Consider the following 24,032-nt stretch of genomic DNA (forward strand, 5'->3'; position numbering starts at 1 on the left):
AATGTTTAAAACCTAATATTACTTTTTTTAAAATTAAATTTGAATGCCAAATCAGTTTACAAACTTTAGCTTATCGGTACATAATCTTGATAGTTTTGTTATTAGAAATGAAATTTTAAAGGCAATTTCAATCGTAATTCCATCATTTGAAGGAAAATTATTAGATTCAGGTTGTGGTGTTATGCCTTATAAAGAAATAATCCTTAAGAATAAAAAAATAACAAGTTATATAGGTTTAGATATTGAATCAGGACTCAGTTATGAAAATGTTCAACCAGATTTTCTTTGGGATGGAATTACAATGCCTTTCGATAATGATACTTTTGATGTAGTTTTATCAACTGAAGTTTTAGAACACGTGCTCAATCCAGATTTGTATTTACTAGAGGTTAAAAGAGTTTTAAAGCCAAGTGGTATTTTCTTTTTTACGGTCCCTTTTTTGATGTCATTTCATGAAGTTCCATATGATTATTATAGATATACACCTTATGCTCTAGAAGAAATTTTTAGAAAAAATGGTTTTACCAATATTAAAATTAAACCTATGGGTGGTTATAATGCTGCAATGGCACAAATGTTTGGTTTATGGATAAATAAATATTTGTGGGGAAATAAAAAAATAATAATGAGAGTTGTAGGAAAACCGATAATTAAGTATTTGTATTTAAAAGATAAAGCTCCGCTAAATTTTAATAAATCAACAATGACAGTTGGATTATCTGGTACTATTACTAAATCTAATTTATGAAAATTCTTTTTGTTTCCATGCATTCCATCCACGCAATTCGTTGGATTGAAAATCTTAAAGATAGCCCTCATGAATTATATTTTTTTGATGTCACTAATAATGGAGCATTAAATACGATTACTAAAGTGCACCAATTTACTAATTGGAAAAAGAGAAAGATTCCATATATAAAAGGAGAGTACTTTTTAAGAAAAAATTATTCGAATTTATATAATTTACTAAAACCTTACTTTGAGGTTACAGCAAATGAATATTTAGATAAAATTATTCAAGAAATTCAACCAGATCTTATTCACAGTTTTGAAATGCATACCTGTAGTTATCCCATTTTAAAAACAATGATTAAAAACAGAAATATTAAATGGTTGTACTCTTGCTGGGGTAATGATTTGTATTATAATAGAGAAATTCCAAAGGATCTTAAAACAATAAAAAGTATGCTGGCAAGAATTGATTTTTTGCATACGGATTGTGAGCGGGATTTTAAGATTGCAAAAGTATTAGGTTTTAAGAGCAGATTTTTTGGTGTAATTCCTACAGGTGGAGGTTATGATTTAGCCTATTATAAAAAGTATACTCTCCCATTTGAAGATAGAAAAATAATCTTGATAAAAGGGTATGAACATTTATTTGGAAGAGGATTGAATGTCGTAAAAGCACTACAATATGCTAATGAAATTTATATCAATTATGAAGTAGTTGTTTTTGGAGCCCATCAAGAAGTTATTGATTTTATTGATTTTAATAAATTACCATTTAAGACTTTTGGGAGACATGATTTATCTCAAATGGAATTGATTAAATTGATGGGTAGATCTATATTATATATTGGAAATAGTATTTCTGATGGAATGCCAAATACGCTGTTAGAAGCGATAATTATGCAGGCTTTTCCAATACAATCTAATCCTGGTGATGCTTCTGCTGAAATAATTGAAAACAACAAAAATGGATTACTTATTAATGATCCCAATGATATAGATGAAATTAATGAAAAAATTATTTTTGCTTTGACTAATTTAAAATTAGTAAAGCAGGCGATGATACTCAATAATGAAATCGCTGAACAAAGACTAAATTATAATTACAATCAATTAAAAATTGAAAAAATCTATTCAAAAATGGATTGTGACTTTATTAGTAAATAATAGTTTGAATTTTAATATCCAAAAAATTAAACGGTATACATTTAGCTTATTAACTTAAATTATGAACCCATTAATTTCCATAATTGTACCTTCGTACAATCGTGAAACCCTAATAAGCGAAACGCTTGATAGTGTTTTAGAACAAACTTATGTCAATTGGGAGTGTATTATTATTGATGATAGGTCTACTGATGAGACAAATGTTATTCTCAAAGAATATTCAAATAGAGATAATAGATTTATAACAATTTCTAAACCTATAGAATTGCAGCAAGGGGCCAGTGTTTCAAAAAATCTAGGACTTCAAATAGCCAGGGGGGAATATATTCAGTTTTTAGATTCGGATGATATTTTAGCAAGCAATAAATTAGAGAAGCAAATAGAATCTTTAAAAAATAAGAATGGAAAAGTAATATCTGTTTGTATAACTACTAATTTCAAAGAGGTAAATGATGCTATTGTTTTAGATTTTGATAGAAAGGATTATAGAGATTTTAATAATTCAAAAGAATATTTTGAGTTAATAGGGGAAATTGGAGGGTATTATGCTCCTGAAAGTTTTTTGATAAGTAAAGATTTAATTGATTTTTCTGGTCATTGGAATGAAAATTTGACTTTAAATGATGATGGCGAGTTTTTTTTTAGAATTATTCATAACTCCACTAAAATTATTTTCAGCAATGACACTTATATTCGTCACAGGCAAAAGACTGGTGATAATTTAAGTATACTTAATTCTTTGCAAAAAGCAATGAGTCTCTTGAATAGTTGGAAAGTTATTGAAGTATTATACAACACAAAATATTGTTCATTAAATTCTTCCTATTTGGATAAAAAAAAATGGTTCGTTTATGAAGAATTAAAAAGGAGTTATCCAATATTAATTAAACAAAATAAATTGTTTTTTGTTAATCAAAGAAAGAAAGATAATTTGTCATATAAATTGAGTAAATTAAATAAGAGGGTGAAGTTAAAATTAAAAAATATTTTTAAATACTAAATGCGCGTAGGCTTCAATCCACATAAAGACCAACAACAAGAAGAATCTGAATATTTACATCAGATTATTATACCCGTCTATATACCAAATCAGGATGAATACTTTAAGGATAGTTTTTCGATTTTCAAACTTTGTATATCGTCGTTATTTGCAACAATTCATAATAAAACATTTATTACAATTGTAAATAATGGTAGTGGTAGTTTTGTGAAAGAATATTTGAACGAGTTATTAGAACAAAATAAAATACATGAAGTAATTCATGTTCAAAATATTGGGAAGCTAAATGCAATTTTAAAAGGTTTAGCTGGAAATAATATAGAATTGGTTACTATTACAGATGCAGATGTGTTGTTTTTAGATAATTGGCAAAATGAAACAACGAAAGTATTTCGAGCATTCCCAAAAGCTGGCGTAGTGGGTATTGTGCCACAATTTAATATGTTTAAAAATAAGTGTGGAAACATTATTCTTGACAATTTGTTTAATAAAAATCTAAAATTTATTCCAATCAATTCAACTAAAGGTTTGATTCGATTTTATGATAGTATTGGCTGGGATAAAAGCTATAATAAGGATTACCTTAAATTCAGTTTAGGATTAGAAAAAAATGAGATTAAGGTTTTTGTAGGTTCTGGGCATTTTGTAGCAACCTACAAAAAACAAATGTTCAATGAATTGAAATTATATTTAAATTATAAATTAGGAGGAGGTTCTGAAGAATATCTTGATATGATGCCACTGAAATATGATTATTGGAGAGTCACTACATACGATAATTATGCCTATCACATGGGGAATGTTTATGAAGATTGGATGTTTGAAAGTAAACATGATAAGAATGAATGGATTGAAATTGATTCCAATTTTACTAAACATAAATTAACTAGCACTTTTAAGTTTAAATTAAAGAATATAATGTTTACTAAGGTTTTATTAAACGACTCAGCTCTGAAGTTGTTTTATAAATGGAAAAAATTACCAAAATCAATGGTAAATAATTTCAATAATATTATTCCAAAATGAAAATTTCTATACTCATTGTGTCAAAAAACAGAAAGGAAGAATTAGTTTTTACTTTAAACAAAATAAAAAATTTAATTGATGTTTTAATCCATGAGGTGTTAGTTTTTCTTGATGGCTGTAGTGACGGATCTGAATTTTTGAAAACTCAATTTGAATGGGTGACATGGGAAGTTTCTGAAAAATCAATTGGGGCTTCAGCTGCCAGAAATGCACTCTATCCTAAAGCTAAAGGAGAATTTCTGATTGGTTTAGATGATGATGCACATCCTTTGCAAACGGATTTTATAACGCTAACCAAAACTCTTTTCGAGCAGAATCCTAATGTTGGTATTCTTGCTTTTCAGGAAATAAAAGGTGTTTTTAATTCGGATATCGAAGCATTAGTATTAAAAAAACACTTTTTGGAAGAGTATTTTTGTAATGAATTTGTTGGTTGTGGTTTTGCCATTAGAAATGAAGTATATAAGTCTACCAATGGTTTTCCCGTTTGGGTTGACATTTATGGAGAAGAATCTTGTCTTTCCATTGAAGTTATAGCAAAAGGATATGATATCCTTTACACCAATAGAATCGCTGTGAATCACCGTGTCAACATGGAGTTGCGAATAAAAGCAGGAGGGAATTATTTTAGATTTGAAAAACAACTAAAAAATGTCACTTATTATTATCTCGTTTACTATCCTTTTCCATTTATAAAAATTACAAGATTGTTTTGGCATAATTTTATAAAATATGCGTTCAGAGACTGGGTGTTTTTTAAAATTTATTTTAAAACGATGCTAATTATACTGTTTTATTTACCTCGATTAATCAAATATAGAAATCCTGTGGAGGCCAAAGTCTTAAAAAAGATTAGCAGTCTTCCTAGTCCAAAGTTTTAGTTTGTTTTATTACAACTTTAGTTTTTATTGCATTTATTAGTCCATTAGTTGACTTTTTAAAATACTTATGAACTCACTTTATTACTCATAAAAAAAGTACTTTTGTTAGTAAAAAATAAAATGCACAATCCATCAATACTCAATATGTTTTTAAAAAAACCATCACCCTATATTATAGCTGAAATTGGTCAGGCACACGAGGGCAGTTTAGGTATTTTATATTCGTATATCGATGCGATTGCCAAAACTGGTGTTCACGCAGTAAAGTTTCAACTGCATATTGCTGAGGCAGAAAGCAGTGAACACGAACCTTTTCGAGTAAAATTTTCTATGGAGGATGAAACTCGGTTTGAATATTGGAAACGAATGGGTTTTTCTTTAGATCAATGGAGAGGTATAAAGCAACATTGTGATGCTGTAGGACTCGATTTTATATGTTCCCCTTTTAGTAATTTGGCAGTAGATTGGCTTGAAGAAATTGGAGTCACACAGTATAAAATAGGTTCCGGTGAGGTGACTAATTTCTTAATTTTGGAGAAAATTGCACAAACTGGTAAACCGGTGATTTTGTCTTCGGGCATGAGTTCGTATGCCGAATTAGATCAAACTGTCGATTTCCTGAAAGAGCGACAGGTTAATTTTTCTATTTTGCAATGCACGACTACCTATCCTACTATGCCAGAACACTATGGTCTGAATGTAATTCAAGAACTAAAAGAAAGATACAAGGTAGCTGTAGGTTTTTCAGATCATTCTGCCCGCATGGAAACTTGTATTGCAGCTACCGCTATGGGAGCGAGTATTCTTGAATTTCATGTTGTTTTTGATAGGAAACTTTTTGGGCCAGATAGTAAATCATCATTAACCATTGAAGAAACCGCAGCATTAGTTGTAGCAGTTAAAAATGTTGCAATCGCCTTGTCAAACCCTATTGATAAAAATAACAATTCTCATTTTTCTGAACTCAAACAAATTTTTGAAAAATCATTAGCAGTAAATAAAAAATTACCTAAAAATCATGTTATTACTTTTGATGACTTAGAAGCGAAGAAACCAAAAGGGTTTGGGATTGACGCCCTGCGATTTCAGGAGGTTATCGGGATGGTTTTGAATCGAGATTTAAATCAATGGGATTTTTTGAATGAGGGGGACTTCGACAAGCTCAGTCTGACACATGTAAATAAAGAGGATATTTGATATAGAATTAGGTGTTGTCCCGCTGAGCCTGTCGAAGCGTTTTGTTTATGAACCGAAGTGTTTATAGCTGGAGAAGGTCTTTGACCCTTCGATATAAACGCAAGGTGGTCGTTACTCAGTCTGACAAGTGATCGTTTATGCTAGTCGAACTGTTTTGATGCTTACCTATTTACATTTAAATCAATATCAAAATGATGAGACTTTATTATGTTTATATTGTTAAATGTAGAGATAATTCCTATTATACTGGGATAACTAATAGTGTTGATAGGAGATTATACGAGCACAATAGCGGCTTAAAATCAAATGGTTATACTTACTCCAGACGCCCGGTTGCATTAGTTTGGTTTGAATCTTTCACCGATCCTACACAAGCCATTATGGTAGAGAAAAAGATTAAAGGATGGAGTAGAAGGAAGAAAGAAGCCCTGATCAATGAAGATTGGGATAAGCTAGTGCAATATTCCAAAAACTATACTGAGTTTGGGAAAGACGTCCTTCGACAAGCTCAGGATGACATGCCTTCGACAAGCTCAGACTGACAGATGTTTTCATAATTGGCATTTTGTTTTGCATTGTAATACTGAACTTGTCAGAGTGATTTACAAAATAAAATAACTTCGACAAGCTCAGACGGACAATTGTAAATTTAGATATATATGACTATGAGTTGTCTCACTGAGCTTGTCGAAGTGTTTTGTCAAACGAAAGACCTTTATACCTTAGGTAAAAACCCTGTGTAGGCTACGCTCAGTCTGACAATTGTTAATCAGATTGACATTTTGTAGTACATTGTCACGCTGAGTCTGTCGAATATTTTTTTTCAACTAATGGGAACCTATTTCTATATTAAAAACTTTGACCCTTCGATAAAAACTCAGGGCGTAAAAGGTCTTCGACAAGCTCAGACTGACAAGTGCTAATTAATATGTATATTTTATAGATCGTGGTTTCCGCTTTGAAAAGCTTGCTCAGTTTGGCATCAGAATGTTCTATTTTATAAATTAAATAACGTTTTTACCTGTCCGCTTTTTTGTCTACTTTTAAACCCAAGAATAATAAAATTAAAATGGCAAAAAGAAAAATAGTTGTAGTAATAACGGCGCGTCCTTCTTATAGTCGCGTAAAAACAGTTTTGTCGGCGATTCAAAATCATCCTGATTTGGAATTACAATTAGTGGTTGCCGCATCCGCTTTATTAGATCGCTACGGTTCTGCTGTGAATTATATTGAAAAAGATGGTTTTATCATTGCTGCAAAAGTATTTAATGTATTGGAAGGGGAGAATTTAACTGCCGCGGCTAAAACAACTGGAATTGGAATTTTGGAACTATCTACCGTTTTTGATAATCTTAAACCAGATATTGTCGTAACAGTTGCCGATCGATTTGAAACGATGGCTACTGCCATTGCGGCTTCCTATATGAATATCCCTTTGGCTCATATACAAGGGGGGGAAGTCACTGGAAATATTGATGAGAAAGTAAGACATGCCATCACGAAATTAGCAGATTATCATTTTGTAGCATCTGAAAATGCTAAAGAAAGAGTCATCAAATTGGGAGAGGACCCTAAGATGGTTTTTAATACAGGATGTCCTTCTATTGATTTGGCTGATGAAGTGTTACGAAGTAAAACACTTGCTTTTGATCCGTATGAAAAATATGGAGGAGTAGGGGCAAAACCAGAATTGTCTGAAGGCTATTTAGTCGTTATGCAACATCCGGTAACTACCGAATACCAGGATTCTAGAAAACATGTTGAAGCTACTCTGGAAGCGATTCATAAATTAAATAAACCCACACTTTGGTTTTGGCCTAACGTAGATGCTGGAGCGGATGGAACTTCAACAGGAATTCGTGCTTTTAGAGAGCTGCATCAGTTGCCCAACGTTCATTTTTTTAAGAATATGGAAGGTAAAGATTTTTTACAATTATTGCAACACAGCGATTGTTTAATTGGAAATTCTAGTGTAGGAATAAGGGAATGCGCGTTTTTAGGTATTCCTGTTGTAAACATAGGTTCTCGTCAAAACAGGAGAGATCGAGGAGGAAATAGTATCGATGTTGATTATTGTCAGGATAGCATTGAAGATGCTATTTTGGAATCTGTAAAAAGAGGAAAATTATTCTCTTCAACTATTTACGGAGATGGAAATGCGGGTACGCAAATAGCTGAATTATTAATGCAATTGCCTCTGCAATTTCATAAAACCATTATGTATTAAAGACTTTAACCCTTCGGTAAAAACGCAGGGCAGGCTCTGCTCAGTCTGACAGGACTTCGACAGGCTCAGTCTGACAGGGACCTTTCGATAAAAACTCAGGGTAAGCTCTGATCAGTCTGATAATCGATTTTTTCTGACAGTTGATGTTGTAATTTATCAAAAGTCCAGAACAATTACCTAATGAAAAATAAATTTAAAATAAAACCTAGTTTTAGTATAAATAATACCAACATAAAATGCGAATTTTAGGGATCATACCAGCTCGTGGCGGATCGAAAGGCGTTCCAGAGAAAAATATTAAATTGTTAAATGGGAAACCATTGTTTCAATTTACTTCTGAAATTGCTTTGAAATCACATTATTTGACAGACGTAATTTTGTCTAGTGATGATAACCAGATAATTAGTGTTGCCGAGAGTTTGGGTGTTAAAGCGCCATTTATAAGACCTACAGCATTAGCTGAAGATCAAACACCAACAATTGATGTCATTATTCATGCTTTAGAATGGTATGAGAATCAGGGCATTTTTTTTGATGCTGTTTGTCTACTACAAGTTACGAGTCCTTTTAGAACTCTTGTATTTTTAGATAAAGCCATTGAAAAATTTATCGCAAGTGGCTGTGATTCTCTAGTTTCAGTACAAAAAGTACCTCATGAATACAATCCACATTGGACTTTTGAAGTTAACCCCGAAGGGAACTTAAAAATTGCCACTGGCGAAGAAAAAATTATCAGCAGAAGACAAGACCTCCCAGAGGCCTATCATAGAGACGGAAGTATTTATATAATGAAAACCGAAGTCTTATTGAAACAGCATTCTTTGTATGGAAGAAGTACTTCATTCATTGAATCTACTCCAGAATTGTATGTAAATATTGATACGTTAGCCGATTGGGAAAAGGCCGAGTTAATGATAAAAAACAATCAAAAATAATGTGTGGAATTGCAGGAATAGTTGGTGATTTCAACAATTACCAGTTGGACGCGATGTTGTTAAGTCAGCACCATCGGGGTCCAGATGTAACTGGTACCTATATTGATGGAGGTTTTGCTTCTTTAGGGCATAATCGGCTAGCTATTATAGATTTATCTCCACAATCCAACCAACCTTTTTTGGATCCAGTTGGTCGCTATGTTCTCGTCTTTAATGGTGAAATCTATAATTATATAGAACTTAAAGCCGAGTTGAAAGGACACTATGTTTTTAAAACAGATTCAGATACCGAAGTTTTATTGGCGGCATTTTTAATCTATGGTAAGCAATGCCTACAAAAGTTGAATGGTATGTTTTCGTTTGCAATTTGGGATATTCAAGACAAAAAGTTATTTGCTGCAAGAGATCGATTTGGGGTCAAACCTTTTTTTTATAGCAGGCAAAATAACTCCTTTTATTTTTCATCTGAAATAAAAGCGATACATGCTGCAGGGATTTCAAAAACTCCAAACGAGAAGGTTTGGGCCTCCTATTTTGCCTATGGCTCGTATGGAAATATTGACGAAACTTTTTGGGAAGGAATTGCACAATTGCCTGGGGGGCATTTTTTGGAATTTCAAAACGAGCGATTAATACTGAAAAAATGGTATTTTTTTGAAGAGGAAGTAGCAAAACAATCTATGAATTTAACTTATGAGCAAGCTAAGAATCATTATTTAATGCTTTTAAAAGATAGTATTAAATTACGATTTCGATCAGACGTTCCAGTTGGTTTCAATATTAGTGGGGGTTTAGATAGTTCTGTTTTATTAGCGATGGTTAATAGTTCGGGAAATAATAATAATAAAATTAATGCCTATACTTTTTACACGGATAATCCAGAGTATGATGAGTTACCTTGGGTAGAAATGATGGTTGCCAAAACCAAAAATCCGTTAACGAAAGTGTTGTTGCAAGCGGATGAAGTTCCTGATTTTGCACAAAAAATGGAAGGGCAACAAGATGAACCTTACGGTGGAATTCCAACTTTGGCCTATGCCAAATTATTTGAGCAAGCCAGAAAAGATAATGTATTGGTACTGCTCGATGGTCAAGGTATGGACGAGCAGTGGGCCGGTTATGATTATTACACTCAAAAAAACGATGCGACGATTCAAGGTGTTCAAGAGTCGCCATATAAAACAAATTTACTTTCCCAATCTTTTTTGGCAAAAGCCGAAAAACCAATATACCCAGCGCCTTTTGAAGATGAGGTGTTGAATAAACAATACCGGGATTTATTATATACCAAAATCCCAAGAGCATTACGATTTAATGATCGAATTTCGATGCTATTTTCCACTGAATTGCGAGAACCATTCTTAGATTATAGATTAGTAGAATTTGCTTTTTCGTTACCGTTGGATTTTAAAATAAAAAACGGAGTTTCCAAGTTTATGTTACGTGAAATCGCTTCAGAATATTTAGCAAATGATTTGGTTTTTACACCCAAAAGACCCTTACAGACCCCTCAACGGGAGTGGTTAGGAAAAGATTTGAAAAAGTGGGTTGCCCAATATTTTTTTTCTATTGAAAATTCTGATTATTCAAATTGGTTCAATCAAGAAGAATTGCATAAAGAATTGTTAGCTTATTTTAAAGGTAACAAACAATCCAGTTTTCATATTTGGCAGTGCATTAGTATCTGTGAAATGATCAAAAAAATGGAATAGTTTCATATGAATTAATATCACCAATCAGATTAATAAACGATATTTGAACGGTAAATAACCAAAAACAGTTTAGAGATATTTAATGTCAAATAAAAAAATATTTATTTTATTGCCAGATGGAGTTGGACTTCGTAATTTTGCCTTTACAGATTTTTATACTAGAGGTAAAGTTGCGACTGAAATGGATTTTATTTTTTGGAATAATACTCCATTTGATTTATCAAAAATGGGTTATGAAGAAATTAAGCTCCAACAAAAGAAGCCTAGCCTTTTTTTAGAAGTGCTCAAGAATGCTCGAAATGGAATTGAACTTAATTGTAATATTCGAAAAGCAAAGGATAATGTTTACGATTCGTATCGATTTCCATTTTCCTATGCTAGCTTTAAGTCGAGAATAAAAAGTTATACCATCCATTTTTTAATTCAATTATTTGATTCTGAAAAAGGACTGAAAAAGCTAAGAAATCTCATCAAAAAAACAGAAAGGAAAACCAATTTTTATTCTGAATCGTATGCCCTTTTAAAGATGCAAAAACCGGCTCTTGTTTTTTGTACCAATCAAAGAATAAGTTTAGCAATTGCACCATTATTAGCTGCTCAGGATTTAAAAATACCTACAGGTACTTTTATTTTCTCTTGGGATAATTTGCCAAAAGGTACTATGGTAGTAGAAACAGATTTTTATTTTGTTTGGAGTTCCCATATGAAAAAAGAACTTTTATATTATTACCCATATATAAACGAAAACCAAATCATAGTAACTGGAACACCACAGTTTGAAAATCATTTTCAAAAAGACAATATAATTGATAAAGAAATATTTTTTAAGCAAAATGGTTTAGATAGTAGCAAGAAATACATTTGTTATTCTGGAGATGATATAACAACCTCACCTTATGATCCAAATTACCTTTTAGATGTAATTAAAGCAGTAAGAGTTTTAAATAAAAAAGGAATTCAATTGGGGGTTGTTTTTAGGAGGTGTCCTGTGGATTTTTCAGATAGATTTGATTCTATTTTAGAAGAAAACAAAGATATAGTTACTGCAATTATACCTAATTGGGTTAAAGTTGGAGAAGAATGGAATACTATTCTGCCTACAAAAGACGATTTCATTTTGCAGTTAAATATAATCGCACATACTGAGCTAGTGGTTAATTTAGGTTCTTCTATGGTTTTTGATTACGCCGCTCATAAAAAACCGTGTGCTTATATGAATTATAATCCGGTCACAAGTGATAGTTTGTCTGCAGTGGATAAAATATACAATTATATTCATTTTCGTTCTATGCCTGACGATGCAGTAGTTTGGTTGAATTCTCCAGATGAAATTGCGGACAAAATTGAACTGATGTTGAGTGATGAAGCTCTAAAAGTGGTAGAAAAAGCGCAAGAATGGTTTGAAAAAATTAATCAGCATCCAGCCGAAGAGGCTTCTGAACGTATTTGGGAGGCTATTGATAAAATTTGTAAAAAGGAAATATGTTAAAATCGACCATTTTATCTGATTATAAAAGATGTGGAATTAAGAAAGTAACCTTTTGGATACTCTTAAAGACCTTCCTAATTATGCCAAATCCTGGTCTGAAATTCATGACTATTTTTCGTTTGGCACAGCATTTTAGAAGAATTAATAGACCTTTGTTTTTTCTTTTTTTTCTTTGGCTCCGTAACTTAAAGGTGAAGTATGGATTTGATATATCGTATAGAACAAAAATCGGGAAAGGATTCTATATTGGTCATTTTGGTAATGTAGTGATACATGGAGATACCGTAATAGGTGATAACTGCAACATTTCTCAAGGAATAACTTTTGGAGTAAGTAATTCAGGTACTAGTATTGGAGTACCTACAATTGGCAATAATGTTTTTATAGGGCCAGGAGCCTGTGTTTTTGGGAATATATGTATAGGAAATAATGTAACTATAGGAGCCAATGCCGTTGTGACAAATGATGTTCCAGATTCTCATACCGTTTTGAGCCCTTCAATTTCAGTTATCAATAAAGATTTGTCTTCTTTTTACATTCACAACAGCGATACTTAATATGTTTTTTAATTCGTTATCTTTTGCCCTATTTCTCCCTATTGTTTTTGTGTTTTATTGGTTTGTTTTTAATAAAAATAAAAGTACTCAGAATAGCTTATTAATTGTAGCGAGCTACTATTTTTATTCCTGTTGGGATTGGCGTTTTTTGTTTTTATTGGTTTTTTCCACATTTTTGGATTACTATACGGGAATTCAAATTGAAAAATCAAAGTCAGACACTAATCGAAAATTTTGGTTTTGGTTGAGTATCAGCGTCAACCTTGGGTTTTTAGGTATTTTCAAATACTATAATTTTTTTGCCAGTTCTTTCTCTGAGTTATTAAATGGGTTTGGGTTGCATTCCAGTCCTTTATTACTCAATGTGGTTTTGCCAGTGGGAATTTCTTTTTATACTTTTCACGGACTTTCCTATGTTATAGATATCTATCTAAAAAAAATCAAAGCGGAACACAATTTTGTAGATTATTCCCTATTCGTTAGTTATTTCCCTTTGTTAGTCGCTGGACCTATTGAAAGAGCCACCCATTTATTACCACAAGTAAAAGTAAAGAGAACCTTTGATTATGAAAAAGCCAAAGAAGGTGTTTATCAGTTTATTTGGGGTTTGGTCAAAAAAGTAGTCATTGCAGATACCTGTGCCACTTATGCCAATGCTATTTTTGATCATTATACTTCTATGAATTCATTATCATTAATTTTAGGGGCTATTTATTTTGCTTTTCAAATTTATGGTGACTTCTCTGGTTATTCTGATATGGCGTTAGGAATGTCTAAACTCTTCGGTATTGATTTACTAAAGAATTTTAATTATCCCTATTTTTCCAGAGACATCGCTGAGTTTTGGCGTCGCTGGCACATATCCTTGTCCTCCTGGTTTCGCGATTATGTATATATTCCACTAGGTGGAAGCAAAGGAAGCAAACTAAAACAAGTACGAAATGTTTTTGTTATTTTCTTATTGAGTGGCTTTTGGCATGGGGCTAATTGGACCTTTATAGCATGGGGATTAATCAATGCCTTGTATTTTTTACCCTTATTATTATTAAATAAAAACCGCTCTAATATAGAAACGGTTAACTTAGAATGGAATTTAAGTTCTATAAAAGTACTTTGGAATATTTTAGTTACTTTCGGGTTAAGTTGTTTGGCTTGGATATTTTTTAGAGCAAATTCCATTGAAATCGCTTTCGATTACATTGCACGGATTTTTACTAATCGTACTTTTATACCACAATATTTAGAAAACGAAAGATACAGTTATGAAATAATAGGGATGATATTACTTTTTGTTCTGGTTGAATGGAATTCCAAAACTAAAATTGAACCTATCTCTGGAAAATACAGTTGGGTGAAAATTACGCTTTGTCTAGTGGCTCTTATAGCATTAGGAACGTATTCTGATTACAAAGAGTTTATTTATTTTCAGTTTTGATATGTGTTTAGAATCGAATGCACTCGAGCTGTCAAATCGAATCCTTCAGCTTCGCTCAGGACGGCTACAGTTGAGCTGTCAAATCGAGCGCAGTCGAGATTGGTTGAGGTAAAAAAGGGTCTCGACTGCGCTCGACCTGACAAAATTAGTTGAGTTGTCAAATCGAATCCTTCGGCTTCGCTCAGGACTTGCTAAAGTCGAGATTCGTTAATTTTAAAAACAGTATATGAAATTCTATTATGTATATATTCTTCTTTGTAAGGATGATTCGCTCTATGTTGGAGTAACTTCTGATATTGAAAGGAGGGTTATGGAACATGATGCAGGCAAATATCCCGACGCGTATACGCATAATAGAAGACCAGTTGCATTAGTTTTTTACCAAGATTTTATAGATCCTAATCAGGCTATTGAGTTTGAAAAGAAATTGAAAAAATGGAGTAGGGTTAAGAAGCAAGCGTTAATTGATGGAAATTTTGACAGATTACAAGATTTATCTGAATGCAGAAATGCAACGCATCATCAATTCAAACCAGATATTGAAGATATAGAAGAATAGTTTGACTATGTGTCTCGACTGCGCTCGACCTGACAGTCGTATTTTATTATGTTTGTTTGTCAAATCGAGCCCTTCGGCTTCGCTCAGGACTTGCTACAGTCGAGCTGTCAAATCGAGCATAAGCATATGGAACTGTCAAATCGAGCGCAGTCGAGATTGATAGTTTATTAAAATAGGGTCTCGACTGCGCTCGACCTAACAAGCGCACTGTTTGTGTTAAATCGAGTGCTTTTAATAAAATATAATATTATAATTTAAGATGAAACGGTTTTTAATTTTTACTATCAAAATACTTCTACTCATCTTTTTTGTGTTAGTTGTATTAGATATAGCCTATACAAAAGTATATTTACAGTCTTCTACTAGAGGAAAAATAGACTATGTTTATAACTCAAAGGCTAGATCTTACGATGTAGTAATTTTAGGGTCTTCTAGAGCTAATAATCATTTTGTAGCTTCAATGTTTGAAAAAAAAGGGTTAAAGACTTTTAATTATGGAATGAGTGGCGGACATTTATTTGAGACTTCTTTACTCCTGAAATTAATTATAGAAAGGAAATATGAAATTAAAAATGTGATACTGGAAGCCGATTTAAATTTGTCGAATGAGCAGGAGTCTGAGAGTGTTGCACCTAAATTTATGCCTTATATTCATAATTCTAAAGTAATCGAAGCCCATTTTGCCCAGCAGCAGGATTTTTGGGCATTATATTACATCCCATTTTATAGGTATATTGTTTTTGCACCCCAAATTGGTTTTAGGGAAATGTTTGATGTCGCTCGACAAAAACCCACAAAAATCTTGAATCACTTAGGATACAATCCGCTGGGTAAAAACCCAAATGCAAATATGAAGAATGACCTAACCAATCTAAAACCATTGCATAATAAATACTACGAGGAAATAAAGCATCTTTGCAAAGCAAATCACATTAACCTGATCGCTGTTATGACCCCCATGTGTACTAATACCAAAGGATTGGATTATTTTCAAAAAGTAAACAAAGTCTATCCCGAAATTCACAATTATGAAAATGTGGTTGAAGGAGATCAGTATTTCTCTTCCTGTGGTCATATGAATGATACAGGAGCGCGATTGTTTACCTCTAAAATTTTAAACCATTTTTTAATAAATAAACGATGAAAATAGCCTTTTTAACTCCAGAATACCCACATCCTAGAACAGGTAATTCGGGAGGCATAGGTACAAGTATAAAAAACTTGGCTACAGGACTTTTAGCGCAAGGTTGTTCTGTTCGGGTTTTGGTTTATGGTCAAAAAGGAGAAGGTATATTTGACGATAACGGGGTTTGTATTCAACAAATACAGAATGTGAAATTTAAAGGGCTATCCTGGTACTTTACCCAAAAAAAAATTCAAAAAATAATTGATGATTTATATAAAAACAAATTAATTGATTTGGTAGAAGCACCAGATTGGACTGGAATTACTTCTTTTATATCCCCTAAAAAGTGTCCTGTTGTAATTCGATTGAACGGTTCGGACACTTATTTTTGTCATTTAGATCAGCGTCCAGTGAAGTCTAACAATAAGTTCCATGAAAAACGAGCATTGCAAAAAGCGGATGGATTACTTTCTGTTAGTCAGTTTACGGCTAATTTAACTAATCAACTTTTTGGTTTAAAAAGAAAGTTTAAAGTAATTCCCAATAGTATAGATACGAACACATTCACTAGTAATATTAATAGTAGCACTAATACTAATAAAACAATTTTGTATTTTGGTAGTCTAATTAGAAAAAAGGGATTACTTGAATTACCTCTAATATTTAACGAGGTAATTAAAACAAATCCTACTGTAAAACTCATTTTAATAGGCAGAGACGTATCTGATGTTATTTCTGCTTCACCATCTACTTGGCAAATGATGCAAAAGTTGTTTTCTGAAAAAGCGTTAGCCAACACTTCTTATTTAGGGAGTGTCCGTTACGCTGATATAAAAGAGGTTATTGATCAGGCATCAGTTTGTGTTTTCCCATCATTTGCTGAAGCCTTGCCAGTTTCTTGGTTGGAAGCGATGGCTATGCAAAAAGCTATCGTTGCCTCTAGTATTGGTTGGGGAAAAGAAGTTATTGAAGATGGAGTAAATGGCTATTTAGTTCATCCTACTGACCATGAAGAGTATGCAAGAAAAATAGAAATACTTTTAAATGATTCAGAGCTGAGATCAAAAATGGGTGCTATGGCAAGAATTAGTGTGGAGACAATTTTTGATATTGAAAAAATAGCCCAAAAAAGTATTAAATATTATCAAACTTTAGTTGAGATAAATGATAAATAAAAAATGGCGAAAGAATATAAGTCTTTTTCAAAAGTATTCGCTTTTAATGATTTATTATGGAAATAAAATTAGTTTTTCATCAAATAATTCTAATAAGAAAATAATCGTTTGTTTTGATGGTCTTTTTTCTCATGGAGGTTTAGTTGATAGACTAAAAGGAATTATTTCATTCTATGAAGTGGCTAAAATTCTTGGATATGATTTTTATATACAATTTAATCACCCATTTCAATTATTACATTTTTTAAAACCCAATATTGTTAATTGGGAAATAAAGAGTGAAGATTTGAAATACAATCCGTTTAATACAAAATTAATCTATTTAATGGATAATTTTTCAGTAAATCCATTAGAGGTAATTAAAAATTCTAAATCAAAAACCTTTTTAGTTTATAGTAATATAGATTATTTACATATAATTTATAACGAAAATACAGAGGTTCAAAATCATCATATTTGGCAAACTAACTACAATGAATTATTTCGTGTTTCCAATGAATTAAATAGAGAAATTAAAAAATTCCCCACTGATGATAGAATTGTTTTTCATTCCCGATTTACTGCATTAATGGGGGATTTCAAAGATTCAACAGATTTTGTTTTAGATGAAAAGAGGAAGCTAGAATTAATTAATATATTAATTGAAAAAATACAAGAAGTTGTTTTAGCTTACCCTAATAAAAAAATTTATGTTTTGTCTGATAGTATTGTTTTTTTGAAACATGTAAAACAATATACATCCTATATTGTTTTAGAAGGAAGTCCCAAACATATTGGAATGAAAGACAATGACAATGATTTAGAATCTCATTATAAAACGTTTATTGATTTTTATTTTATGACAAAAAGTGATATTGTATTTTTGTTAAAACTGGACCAAATGTATTGTAGTGAATTTTCAAAATATGCTACAATAGTAGGCAATAAAGAATTTATTATTTTAAAAGAATAAATATTTAAATAAATGATAATCATTTACCATAATAAAAAAACAGTTCAACGAGTTGATGGTGCGGTAGATTTAAATAATATGAAATATTTTTCTATTGGAATGGTACTATTCAATCTAGCTAAAAAACACCCTGATGAAATCTTGGTTTGGTGTGATCTGAAATGGGAGTCCTACTTAAATATTGAAGGGATAAAAAGTATTATACACCACAAAAAAATGATGGTTTCATATAATCCTTATGTTTCTAATTTAATTAATAATAACTTAGGGTATGTTGACAATGGTTCCATATTAAGATCAAATAAGGAAGTTACTTTTCTTAGTTGGCAAATGTCAGATGCTGTAGGTGTAGTTTACGCTGAAGTTTTAAATGCTATAGGTAGTCAGGTGATCAATAGAAAAGAAGATTTTGGCTATCTGCTTAATTCATTAGCTAAAAGAGCTATGCCTATGGGGCTTTTTTGTTATTCAGATCCTAGATTATTCAATACAAAGCTTGTTGATATTCCTTGCGATGAATCTAGTAATTATATTCTTTTTAAATTTGTAAAACAACATCTTGGAATAAAATGGATTTTCGTATTGTTTGCTAGCTTTTTAATTTATGAAAGAAAAATAAAGCTATTTCCATTCTTTTTTAGTTTTTTTTTTAAAAGTCGTAAATGGGATAAAAAAGTTTTAGATATTATCCAAGTAAGTTCAAATAACAAGGTATCCAATTCTGATAAAATTGATGTTATTATTCCAACAATTGGTAGAGCAAAATATTTGAAAGATGTTCTTTATGACTTGAGAGAACAAAGCCATCTGCCTAATAATGTAATTATTGTAGAACAAAATCCGCAAGAGGGGAGTGTCTCTGAATTAAGCTTTATTTATGATGAAAAATGGCCATTTAAAATAGAGCATATTTTTACCCATCAAGCTGGGGCTTGTAATGCACGTAACATTGCATTGTCAAAAGTAACTAGTGAATGGGTTTTTTTAAACGATGATGATAATAAGCTTGAAAAAAATGTAATAAAAAAAGCCTTTAAAAACATTTTGCAATATGGAGTTGAAGCAATAGTAACAGATTATCCACAGACATTCGAAATAAATAGTTATGATAGAGTACATCAAACTACTATTTTTGGTTCAGGAAATAGTATTATTAAAAGTATCTATTTAAAAAAATTGCAGTTTAATTCAAAATATGAATTTGGTTATGGAGAAGATTTTGACTTTGGAATGCAATTAAGAAATAGTGGAGTAGATGTAATTTATTTTCCTGAGCCTACCATTATTCATTTAAAAGCCCCTATGGGCGGGTTTAGAATCAAATCTACTTTTTTATGGAGTAATGATGCAGTTGTTCCTAAACCCTCTCCCACTGTTATGCTTAATAATTTGGTTTATAGAACACAGCAGCAGCTTCTAGGTTATAAAACTGTTTATTTCTATACTTTATTTAAGGTAAATATTTTTCAAAATCCGATTTGGTTTTTAAAGAAAACCAATGCACATTGGAATGCAAGTGTTAATTGGGCTACTATGCTTAAAAATAATGATTAAAATTTACACAGACATATCATTTATTACACCCCAATTTCGGAAAATTATTTTTCCATTATTATTGGATTTATGTTATATCAATAGTTTGACTCTTTTAAAAAAGTATCAAATGGTAAAAACTATTGAAAAGGCGGATGTAGTTATAGTACCAGTTCAGATTGCTTATTTTTTTGAAAACGGCAAACAGAAATGGCTTTATAATTTTATTGATGGAGCTAATAGAGCTAATAAAATTGTCTGGGTTTACACTGCTGGTGATTTTGGAATTACATTGAATGCTGATGTTTATACTTTTCGATTAGGCGGTTTTGATAGTAAATTAGGAAAAAAAACATTTATTGTTCCATCATTAATTATTGACCCCTACCAAACTTTAAATTTGAAATTTCTGCCCATAGCAAAATCTTCTTTACCTTCGATAGGTTTTGTGGGACATGCTAATGGATCTATAACTAAATGGGCTAAAGAATTTTCAATCTTTCTGTACCACAATTTAACACGTATGACTAAACACGTTTTTGAGGATTACCAACCCTTTTATCCTTCAAGTATAAAACGCTATCGATTTTTGACGGCTTTGCAGAAAAACAATAAAATTGAAACCAATTTTATTTTCAGAAAAAAATACAGAGCAGGTGTTATAACTGAAGTAGAAAAAGTGAAATCTACTTTTGAGTTTTTTGAAAATATATATGACAATCCCTATGTTTTTTGTTTAAGGGGGGCCGGAAACTTTTCGGTCCGACTCTATGAAACCTTAGCCATGGGAAGAATTCCTGTTGTAATTGACACTGATATTCGTTTACCTTTGGATGATATTATTGATTGGAAAAACCATTGCATAATAGCTAAAGAAAATGATTTTGAAGATCAATTAATTGATTTTCATTCGACTATAAATGAAAAAGATTTTGAAAAAATGCAGGTTAATAACCGTAATTTGTGGTTAGCCTCCTTAAATAGGGAAGGTTATTTTAGTAGTATTCATACTTTATTTAAAGAAATTATAAAATGAAATTCTCCCTCATCATTTGTACTTATATGCGTCCCCAGCCCTTGTTGCAATTGTTGCAATCGGTTCAGGAGCAAACAGTCAATCCCGATGAAATCCTGATTATTGATGGGTCGACTAATGAGAAAACAGAAACAGTTTTACAAGAGAATCATTTTAATAATTTGAACTATTTCTTGGTACCTGCGGAACATCGAGGGTTAACTAAGCAACGAAATTTTGGAATTGACAGAGTTGGAGAGGAGGTAGAAGTGATTTGTTTCTTAGATGACGATATAGTTTTAGAAAAGGATTATTTTGAACAATTGTTGAGTACCTACACTATTTACCCTGAAGCTTTGGGTGTTGGAGGCGCTATTATTGATGAAATAAAATGTGAATTTGTAGGAGCAATTTACCAGCCAAAAATAGATGAATACTTTTTTGATGGTTGGAAAAGAAAGGATGGTAGTCGCTTCATTCTTAGAAAAAAAATGGGGTTGGACAGTGATTGTCCCCCTGGATATTCATCACTGTATTCTCATGGACGCAGTGTAGGTTTCTTGCCACCAAGCGGAAAAACGTACGAAGTGGAAATGTTGATGGGAGGCGTTTCTTCTTTTAGAAAAAAAGTATTTGAAACGTTGCGATTCTCCACTTATTTTGAGGGATATGGATTGTATGAGGATGCCGATTTTACCTTGAGGGTTTCTAGAATAGGGAAGTTATACTTGAATACTGCCGCAAAATTGAATCATTATCATGAAGCTTCTGGACGACCTAATCAATTTCAATATGGAAAAATGGTAGTGCGCAATGGATGGTATGTTTGGCGTACTAAAAATCCTAAACCACTATTTAATCATCAATTAAAATGGCATGGAATTACTTTACTTTTAATAGTGATACGATATAGTAATGTTCTTACTACAAATAATAAAAAAGAAGGTTTTACTGAGGCTATAGGCCGTACTATAGGTTGGTTGAGTTTATGGTTTAATAAGCCGAAGTGATTTTTTTGAATAAAACTATATATAAAAACATTTTCTATTTCCATTGGTAATAAATTTATTATGAAGACAATACAATTAATGAATATTCCTAATTATTATTCTTCTTACTATTTGTTAGGACTGCATCAAACCTACAAGGTTAAATTCAAAATGGATAAGAATTTTATTAAGTTCAATAACAAACCAATACTGATATTTAAGGTTAATGATACTATCGCAGTAATCGATAATGATGACCCTACTGGGATAAAGCAAGAATTATATGACATAGCGAGTGTTTATTTTGTGACGAACAAACTTATCGATCATGATTCTTATAAACAGCAAAAGGTTAAGCCTCTTTATCCTCATTATCCTGTAAATATTGTGCTACTATACTGTCGTATTTTTGGTTTAGGGTTATTTCGTTATTTGAAATTTAAAGATATGGCACAACAAATTTATATTCTTTTAAGAAGGCCCCTATATAGTCAATATAAAAAAAGTTTTAAAAAAGATAATTTCATTTTTTTCTCTTCTAATATTTGGAAAAAGGAGCCAGAAACTAATCAAATTCGTGCTGAGTTTATTCGTTTTTGTAAAACAGATTATAGAATAAAATTTAAAGGGGGCTTTATTCCTCGTTCCGATGGTTCTAACTATGGGTTTGACAATGAGCTAAATAATGAGAAATATTCTCCTAAAATGTTTTCAAAGTGGAGTGCTAAATCTAAAGTAGCGTTAAATAACCCAGCAGTTTGCGGAGCGGTAAGTTGGAGACTTGCTGAATATTTGAATCAAGGTTTATTTGTATTGTCTTTTCCTTTTAAAATTGAATTGCCTTATAAATTAGAGCAAGGTTCCGTAGTCTATTTTATAGAAGAAACAATAGAGTTTAAAAAAGTTATAGATACAATTGTAGATCATCCTAATGAACATGAATTAGTTGCTGAGAAAGGGAAATCTTATTTTGACACTTATTGCACACCAATGGCACAAGCAAAATATATTTATAATTCAGTATTGGTTAAATAATAATTATAAAAAGTTAAGATTAATAAAATGAAATTCACAATATTTACTCATGTTCTACACTCAAAAGAGGATAATCTGTATAATGCTTATGCTCCCTACGTTAGAGAAATGAATGTTTGGGGGGAGAATGTGGATGAATTAGTGGTTGTTGCTCCTTTTTTTTTAGGGGATAAAACGGCAATAGACTGTTCATACACCCACAAGAATATAGAATTTATATCCGTATCCAATTTTGATATTTTATTTGTTAAATCTATTTTGAATACTATTTTGAAACTTCCAGTTTTAATTTGGATTCTTTTTAAGGCTATGAAAGCAACGGATCACATTCATTTGCGCTGTCCAGGTAATATAGGTTTATTAGCCTGCTTGGTGCAAATTTTATTTCCAAAAAAAATCAAAACAGCCAAATATGCAGGGAATTGGGATCCACAATCCAAACAACCTTGGACCTATCAATTGCAAAAATGGATTTTAAGCAATGCTTTTTTGACTCGAAATATGCAGGTTTTAGTGTATGGAGAATGGGAAGAAATGACCCAAAATATCAAGCCTTTTTTTACAGCCACTTATAAAGAGGCGGACAAAACGCCAATAGTTTTAAAAGAGTTAAAAAGTACTATTAAAATTATTTTTGTAGGTACATTAGTGAAAGGGAAGAATCCTTTGTATGCGATTCAATTGGTAGCATTATTGTCCAAAAGAGGTGTTGCTGTTTCTTTACGGATGTTTGGAGAAGGTATTGAGCGAAAAGAATTGGAGCGATATGTACTAGAAAAGGAATTGGAATCTCTAATTCATTTTGAAGGGAATCAATCTAAAGAAAGGGTTCAAAAAGGGTATCAAGAAAGTCATTTTGTGCTTTTAGCATCGGAAAGTGAAGGTTGGCCCAAGGCCATCGCCGAGGGCATGTTTTGGGGTTGTGTCCCTTTAGCCACTTCCGTTTCTTGTGTCCCTTTTATGTTGGATTATGGCAATAGAGGCATTTTGTTAGAAATGGATTTAGAAAAGGATGCTAACCAATTAATGGGCTTAATAAAAAATCAAAAGGACTATGATGATAAACAAATTAAAGCAACAGCATGGTCTAGAAATTATACTTTAGATGTTTTTGAAAGAGAAATTAAAAAACTACTTAAGAATACGGATTAATACTACGAATAGTAAACTTAAAAATCTTATAGTAAAGTGATTTTTGATTCGTTTTTATAAATAAAAGCCATTTTATCAATTTAGGGATTATTATATTTGACTATAATTTTATAATAATGGTAATAAAAGATATATTTGGAA

Annotated in this window: 22 protein-coding genes; all 22 read left to right on the forward strand. The window is 31.6% G+C overall.

The genetic code is table 11. The features are described from left to right. The first annotated feature begins 43 nt into the window (after positions 1-43). The 22 genes from AB3G36_RS07130 to AB3G36_RS07235 all read left to right on the forward strand — a co-directional run bounded on the left by AB3G36_RS07130 (position 44) and on the right by AB3G36_RS07235 (position 23,891). Complete coding sequence (locus AB3G36_RS07130; RefSeq protein WP_367757383.1) at positions 44-748, forward strand: class I SAM-dependent methyltransferase; 705 nt, start codon at positions 44-46, stop codon at positions 746-748. Beyond that, entirely contained in the window at positions 745-1,896 is a 1,152-nt protein-coding gene (locus tag AB3G36_RS07135; RefSeq protein ID WP_367757385.1) for a glycosyltransferase, read from the forward strand. Before AB3G36_RS07130 ends, AB3G36_RS07135 begins: the two co-directional genes overlap by 4 nt. A gap of 61 nt (positions 1,897-1,957) precedes the next feature. Then, positions 1,958-2,896, forward strand: a complete 939-nt coding sequence (locus AB3G36_RS07140) for a glycosyltransferase family 2 protein (protein WP_367757387.1) — start codon at positions 1,958-1,960, stop codon at positions 2,894-2,896. Next, entirely contained in the window at positions 2,897-3,922 is a 1,026-nt protein-coding gene (locus AB3G36_RS07145; RefSeq protein ID WP_367757389.1) for a glycosyltransferase family A protein, read from the forward strand. Next, a complete protein-coding gene (locus AB3G36_RS07150) occupies positions 3,919-4,803 on the forward strand; it encodes a glycosyltransferase family 2 protein (protein WP_367757391.1) in 885 nt (294 codons plus the stop codon). Before AB3G36_RS07145 ends, AB3G36_RS07150 begins: the two co-directional genes overlap by 4 nt. 144 nt (positions 4,804-4,947) lie before the next feature. Continuing rightward, a complete protein-coding gene (locus AB3G36_RS07155) occupies positions 4,948-6,000 on the forward strand; it encodes an N-acetylneuraminate synthase family protein (RefSeq protein WP_367757905.1) in 1,053 nt (350 codons plus the stop codon). A gap of 191 nt (positions 6,001-6,191) precedes the next feature. Continuing rightward, positions 6,192-6,542: a GIY-YIG nuclease family protein gene (locus AB3G36_RS07160; RefSeq protein WP_367757393.1), complete on the forward strand. Its 351-nt coding sequence runs from the start codon at positions 6,192-6,194 to the stop codon at positions 6,540-6,542. A 527-nt stretch (positions 6,543-7,069) separates the two neighbouring features. After that, entirely contained in the window at positions 7,070-8,227 is a 1,158-nt protein-coding gene (gene neuC / locus AB3G36_RS07165; RefSeq protein ID WP_367757395.1) for a UDP-N-acetylglucosamine 2-epimerase, read from the forward strand. Positions 8,228-8,463: 236 nt separating this feature from the next. After that, positions 8,464-9,162 carry an acylneuraminate cytidylyltransferase family protein gene (locus AB3G36_RS07170; RefSeq protein WP_367757397.1) on the forward strand — a complete coding sequence of 233 codons (699 nt, stop codon included), beginning with the start codon at positions 8,464-8,466 and terminating at the stop codon, positions 9,160-9,162. Continuing rightward, complete coding sequence (gene asnB, locus AB3G36_RS07175; protein WP_367757399.1) at positions 9,162-10,874, forward strand: asparagine synthase (glutamine-hydrolyzing); 1,713 nt, start codon at positions 9,162-9,164, stop codon at positions 10,872-10,874. Before AB3G36_RS07170 ends, asnB begins: the two co-directional genes overlap by 1 nt. Positions 10,875-10,956: 82 nt before the next feature. Further along, entirely contained in the window at positions 10,957-12,363 is a 1,407-nt protein-coding gene (locus AB3G36_RS07180) for a UDP-glycosyltransferase (protein ID WP_367757401.1), read from the forward strand. Continuing rightward, positions 12,357-12,920 (forward strand): serine O-acetyltransferase, encoded by a 564-nt coding sequence (locus tag AB3G36_RS07185; RefSeq protein ID WP_367757402.1) that lies wholly within the window; start codon positions 12,357-12,359, stop codon positions 12,918-12,920. The genes AB3G36_RS07180 and AB3G36_RS07185 overlap by 7 nt, the downstream gene beginning before the upstream one ends. A 1-nt stretch (position 12,921) precedes the next feature. Beyond that, on the forward strand, positions 12,922-14,355 hold the full coding sequence (locus AB3G36_RS07190; RefSeq protein WP_367757404.1) for an MBOAT family protein: 1,434 nt from the start codon (positions 12,922-12,924) through the stop codon (positions 14,353-14,355). A gap of 226 nt (positions 14,356-14,581) precedes the next feature. Continuing rightward, on the forward strand, positions 14,582-14,914 hold the full coding sequence (locus tag AB3G36_RS07195) for a GIY-YIG nuclease family protein (protein WP_367757406.1): 333 nt from the start codon (positions 14,582-14,584) through the stop codon (positions 14,912-14,914). Positions 14,915-15,173: 259 nt separating this feature from the next. Beyond that, complete coding sequence (locus AB3G36_RS07200; protein WP_367757408.1) at positions 15,174-16,058, forward strand: hypothetical protein; 885 nt, start codon at positions 15,174-15,176, stop codon at positions 16,056-16,058. Next, positions 16,055-17,215, forward strand: coding sequence for a glycosyltransferase family 4 protein (locus AB3G36_RS07205; protein ID WP_367757410.1), 1,161 nt, complete (start codon positions 16,055-16,057; stop codon positions 17,213-17,215). The genes AB3G36_RS07200 and AB3G36_RS07205 overlap by 4 nt, the downstream gene beginning before the upstream one ends. Next, positions 17,205-18,167 carry a hypothetical protein gene (locus AB3G36_RS07210; protein WP_367757412.1) on the forward strand — a complete coding sequence of 321 codons (963 nt, stop codon included), beginning with the start codon at positions 17,205-17,207 and terminating at the stop codon, positions 18,165-18,167. Before AB3G36_RS07205 ends, AB3G36_RS07210 begins: the two co-directional genes overlap by 11 nt. A 12-nt stretch (positions 18,168-18,179) precedes the next feature. Next, positions 18,180-19,721 carry a glycosyltransferase family 2 protein gene (locus AB3G36_RS07215; RefSeq protein WP_367757414.1) on the forward strand — a complete coding sequence of 514 codons (1,542 nt, stop codon included), beginning with the start codon at positions 18,180-18,182 and terminating at the stop codon, positions 19,719-19,721. Positions 19,722-19,830: 109 nt separating this feature from the next. Beyond that, positions 19,831-20,736, forward strand: coding sequence for an exostosin family protein (locus AB3G36_RS07220; RefSeq protein WP_367757416.1), 906 nt, complete (start codon positions 19,831-19,833; stop codon positions 20,734-20,736). Continuing rightward, entirely contained in the window at positions 20,733-21,725 is a 993-nt protein-coding gene (locus AB3G36_RS07225; protein WP_367757417.1) for a glycosyltransferase family 2 protein, read from the forward strand. The genes AB3G36_RS07220 and AB3G36_RS07225 overlap by 4 nt, the downstream gene beginning before the upstream one ends. A gap of 60 nt (positions 21,726-21,785) precedes the next feature. After that, positions 21,786-22,739: a hypothetical protein gene (locus tag AB3G36_RS07230; protein WP_367757419.1), complete on the forward strand. Its 954-nt coding sequence runs from the start codon at positions 21,786-21,788 to the stop codon at positions 22,737-22,739. A gap of 27 nt (positions 22,740-22,766) precedes the next feature. Continuing rightward, complete coding sequence (locus tag AB3G36_RS07235) at positions 22,767-23,891, forward strand: glycosyltransferase family 4 protein (RefSeq protein ID WP_367757421.1); 1,125 nt, start codon at positions 22,767-22,769, stop codon at positions 23,889-23,891. The last annotated feature ends 141 nt before the right edge of the window (positions 23,892-24,032 follow it).

The sequence above is a fragment of the Flavobacterium sp. WC2430 genome (assembly GCF_040822075.1).
In the GTDB taxonomy this organism is placed as follows: Bacteria; Bacteroidota; Bacteroidia; order Flavobacteriales; family Flavobacteriaceae; genus Flavobacterium.

Coding starts and splice junctions, on each gene's coding strand:
- AB3G36_RS07210 (WP_367757412.1), top strand. CDS start 17,205: ATGATAAATAAAAAATGGCGAAAGAATATAAGTCTTTTTCAAAAGTAT.
- AB3G36_RS07200 (WP_367757408.1), top strand. CDS start 15,174: ATGAAACGGTTTTTAATTTTTACTATCAAAATACTTCTACTCATCTTT.
- AB3G36_RS07160 (WP_367757393.1), top strand. CDS start 6,192: ATGATGAGACTTTATTATGTTTATATTGTTAAATGTAGAGATAATTCC.
- AB3G36_RS07220 (WP_367757416.1), top strand. CDS start 19,831: ATGGTAAAAACTATTGAAAAGGCGGATGTAGTTATAGTACCAGTTCAG.
- AB3G36_RS07195 (WP_367757406.1), top strand. CDS start 14,582: ATGAAATTCTATTATGTATATATTCTTCTTTGTAAGGATGATTCGCTC.
- AB3G36_RS07235 (WP_367757421.1), top strand. CDS start 22,767: ATGAAATTCACAATATTTACTCATGTTCTACACTCAAAAGAGGATAAT.
- AB3G36_RS07180 (WP_367757401.1), top strand. CDS start 10,957: ATGTCAAATAAAAAAATATTTATTTTATTGCCAGATGGAGTTGGACTT.
- AB3G36_RS07145 (WP_367757389.1), top strand. CDS start 2,897: ATGCGCGTAGGCTTCAATCCACATAAAGACCAACAACAAGAAGAATCT.
- AB3G36_RS07230 (WP_367757419.1), top strand. CDS start 21,786: ATGAAGACAATACAATTAATGAATATTCCTAATTATTATTCTTCTTAC.
- AB3G36_RS07155 (WP_367757905.1), top strand. CDS start 4,948: ATGTTTTTAAAAAAACCATCACCCTATATTATAGCTGAAATTGGTCAG.
- AB3G36_RS07170 (WP_367757397.1), top strand. CDS start 8,464: ATGCGAATTTTAGGGATCATACCAGCTCGTGGCGGATCGAAAGGCGTT.
- AB3G36_RS07215 (WP_367757414.1), top strand. CDS start 18,180: ATGATAATCATTTACCATAATAAAAAAACAGTTCAACGAGTTGATGGT.
- AB3G36_RS07225 (WP_367757417.1), top strand. CDS start 20,733: ATGAAATTCTCCCTCATCATTTGTACTTATATGCGTCCCCAGCCCTTG.
- AB3G36_RS07205 (WP_367757410.1), top strand. CDS start 16,055: ATGAAAATAGCCTTTTTAACTCCAGAATACCCACATCCTAGAACAGGT.
- AB3G36_RS07190 (WP_367757404.1), top strand. CDS start 12,922: ATGTTTTTTAATTCGTTATCTTTTGCCCTATTTCTCCCTATTGTTTTT.
- AB3G36_RS07185 (WP_367757402.1), top strand. CDS start 12,357: ATGTTAAAATCGACCATTTTATCTGATTATAAAAGATGTGGAATTAAG.
- AB3G36_RS07150 (WP_367757391.1), top strand. CDS start 3,919: ATGAAAATTTCTATACTCATTGTGTCAAAAAACAGAAAGGAAGAATTA.
- AB3G36_RS07140 (WP_367757387.1), top strand. CDS start 1,958: ATGAACCCATTAATTTCCATAATTGTACCTTCGTACAATCGTGAAACC.
- AB3G36_RS07135 (WP_367757385.1), top strand. CDS start 745: ATGAAAATTCTTTTTGTTTCCATGCATTCCATCCACGCAATTCGTTGG.
- neuC (WP_367757395.1), top strand. CDS start 7,070: ATGGCAAAAAGAAAAATAGTTGTAGTAATAACGGCGCGTCCTTCTTAT.
- AB3G36_RS07130 (WP_367757383.1), top strand. CDS start 44: ATGCCAAATCAGTTTACAAACTTTAGCTTATCGGTACATAATCTTGAT.
- asnB (WP_367757399.1), top strand. CDS start 9,162: ATGTGTGGAATTGCAGGAATAGTTGGTGATTTCAACAATTACCAGTTG.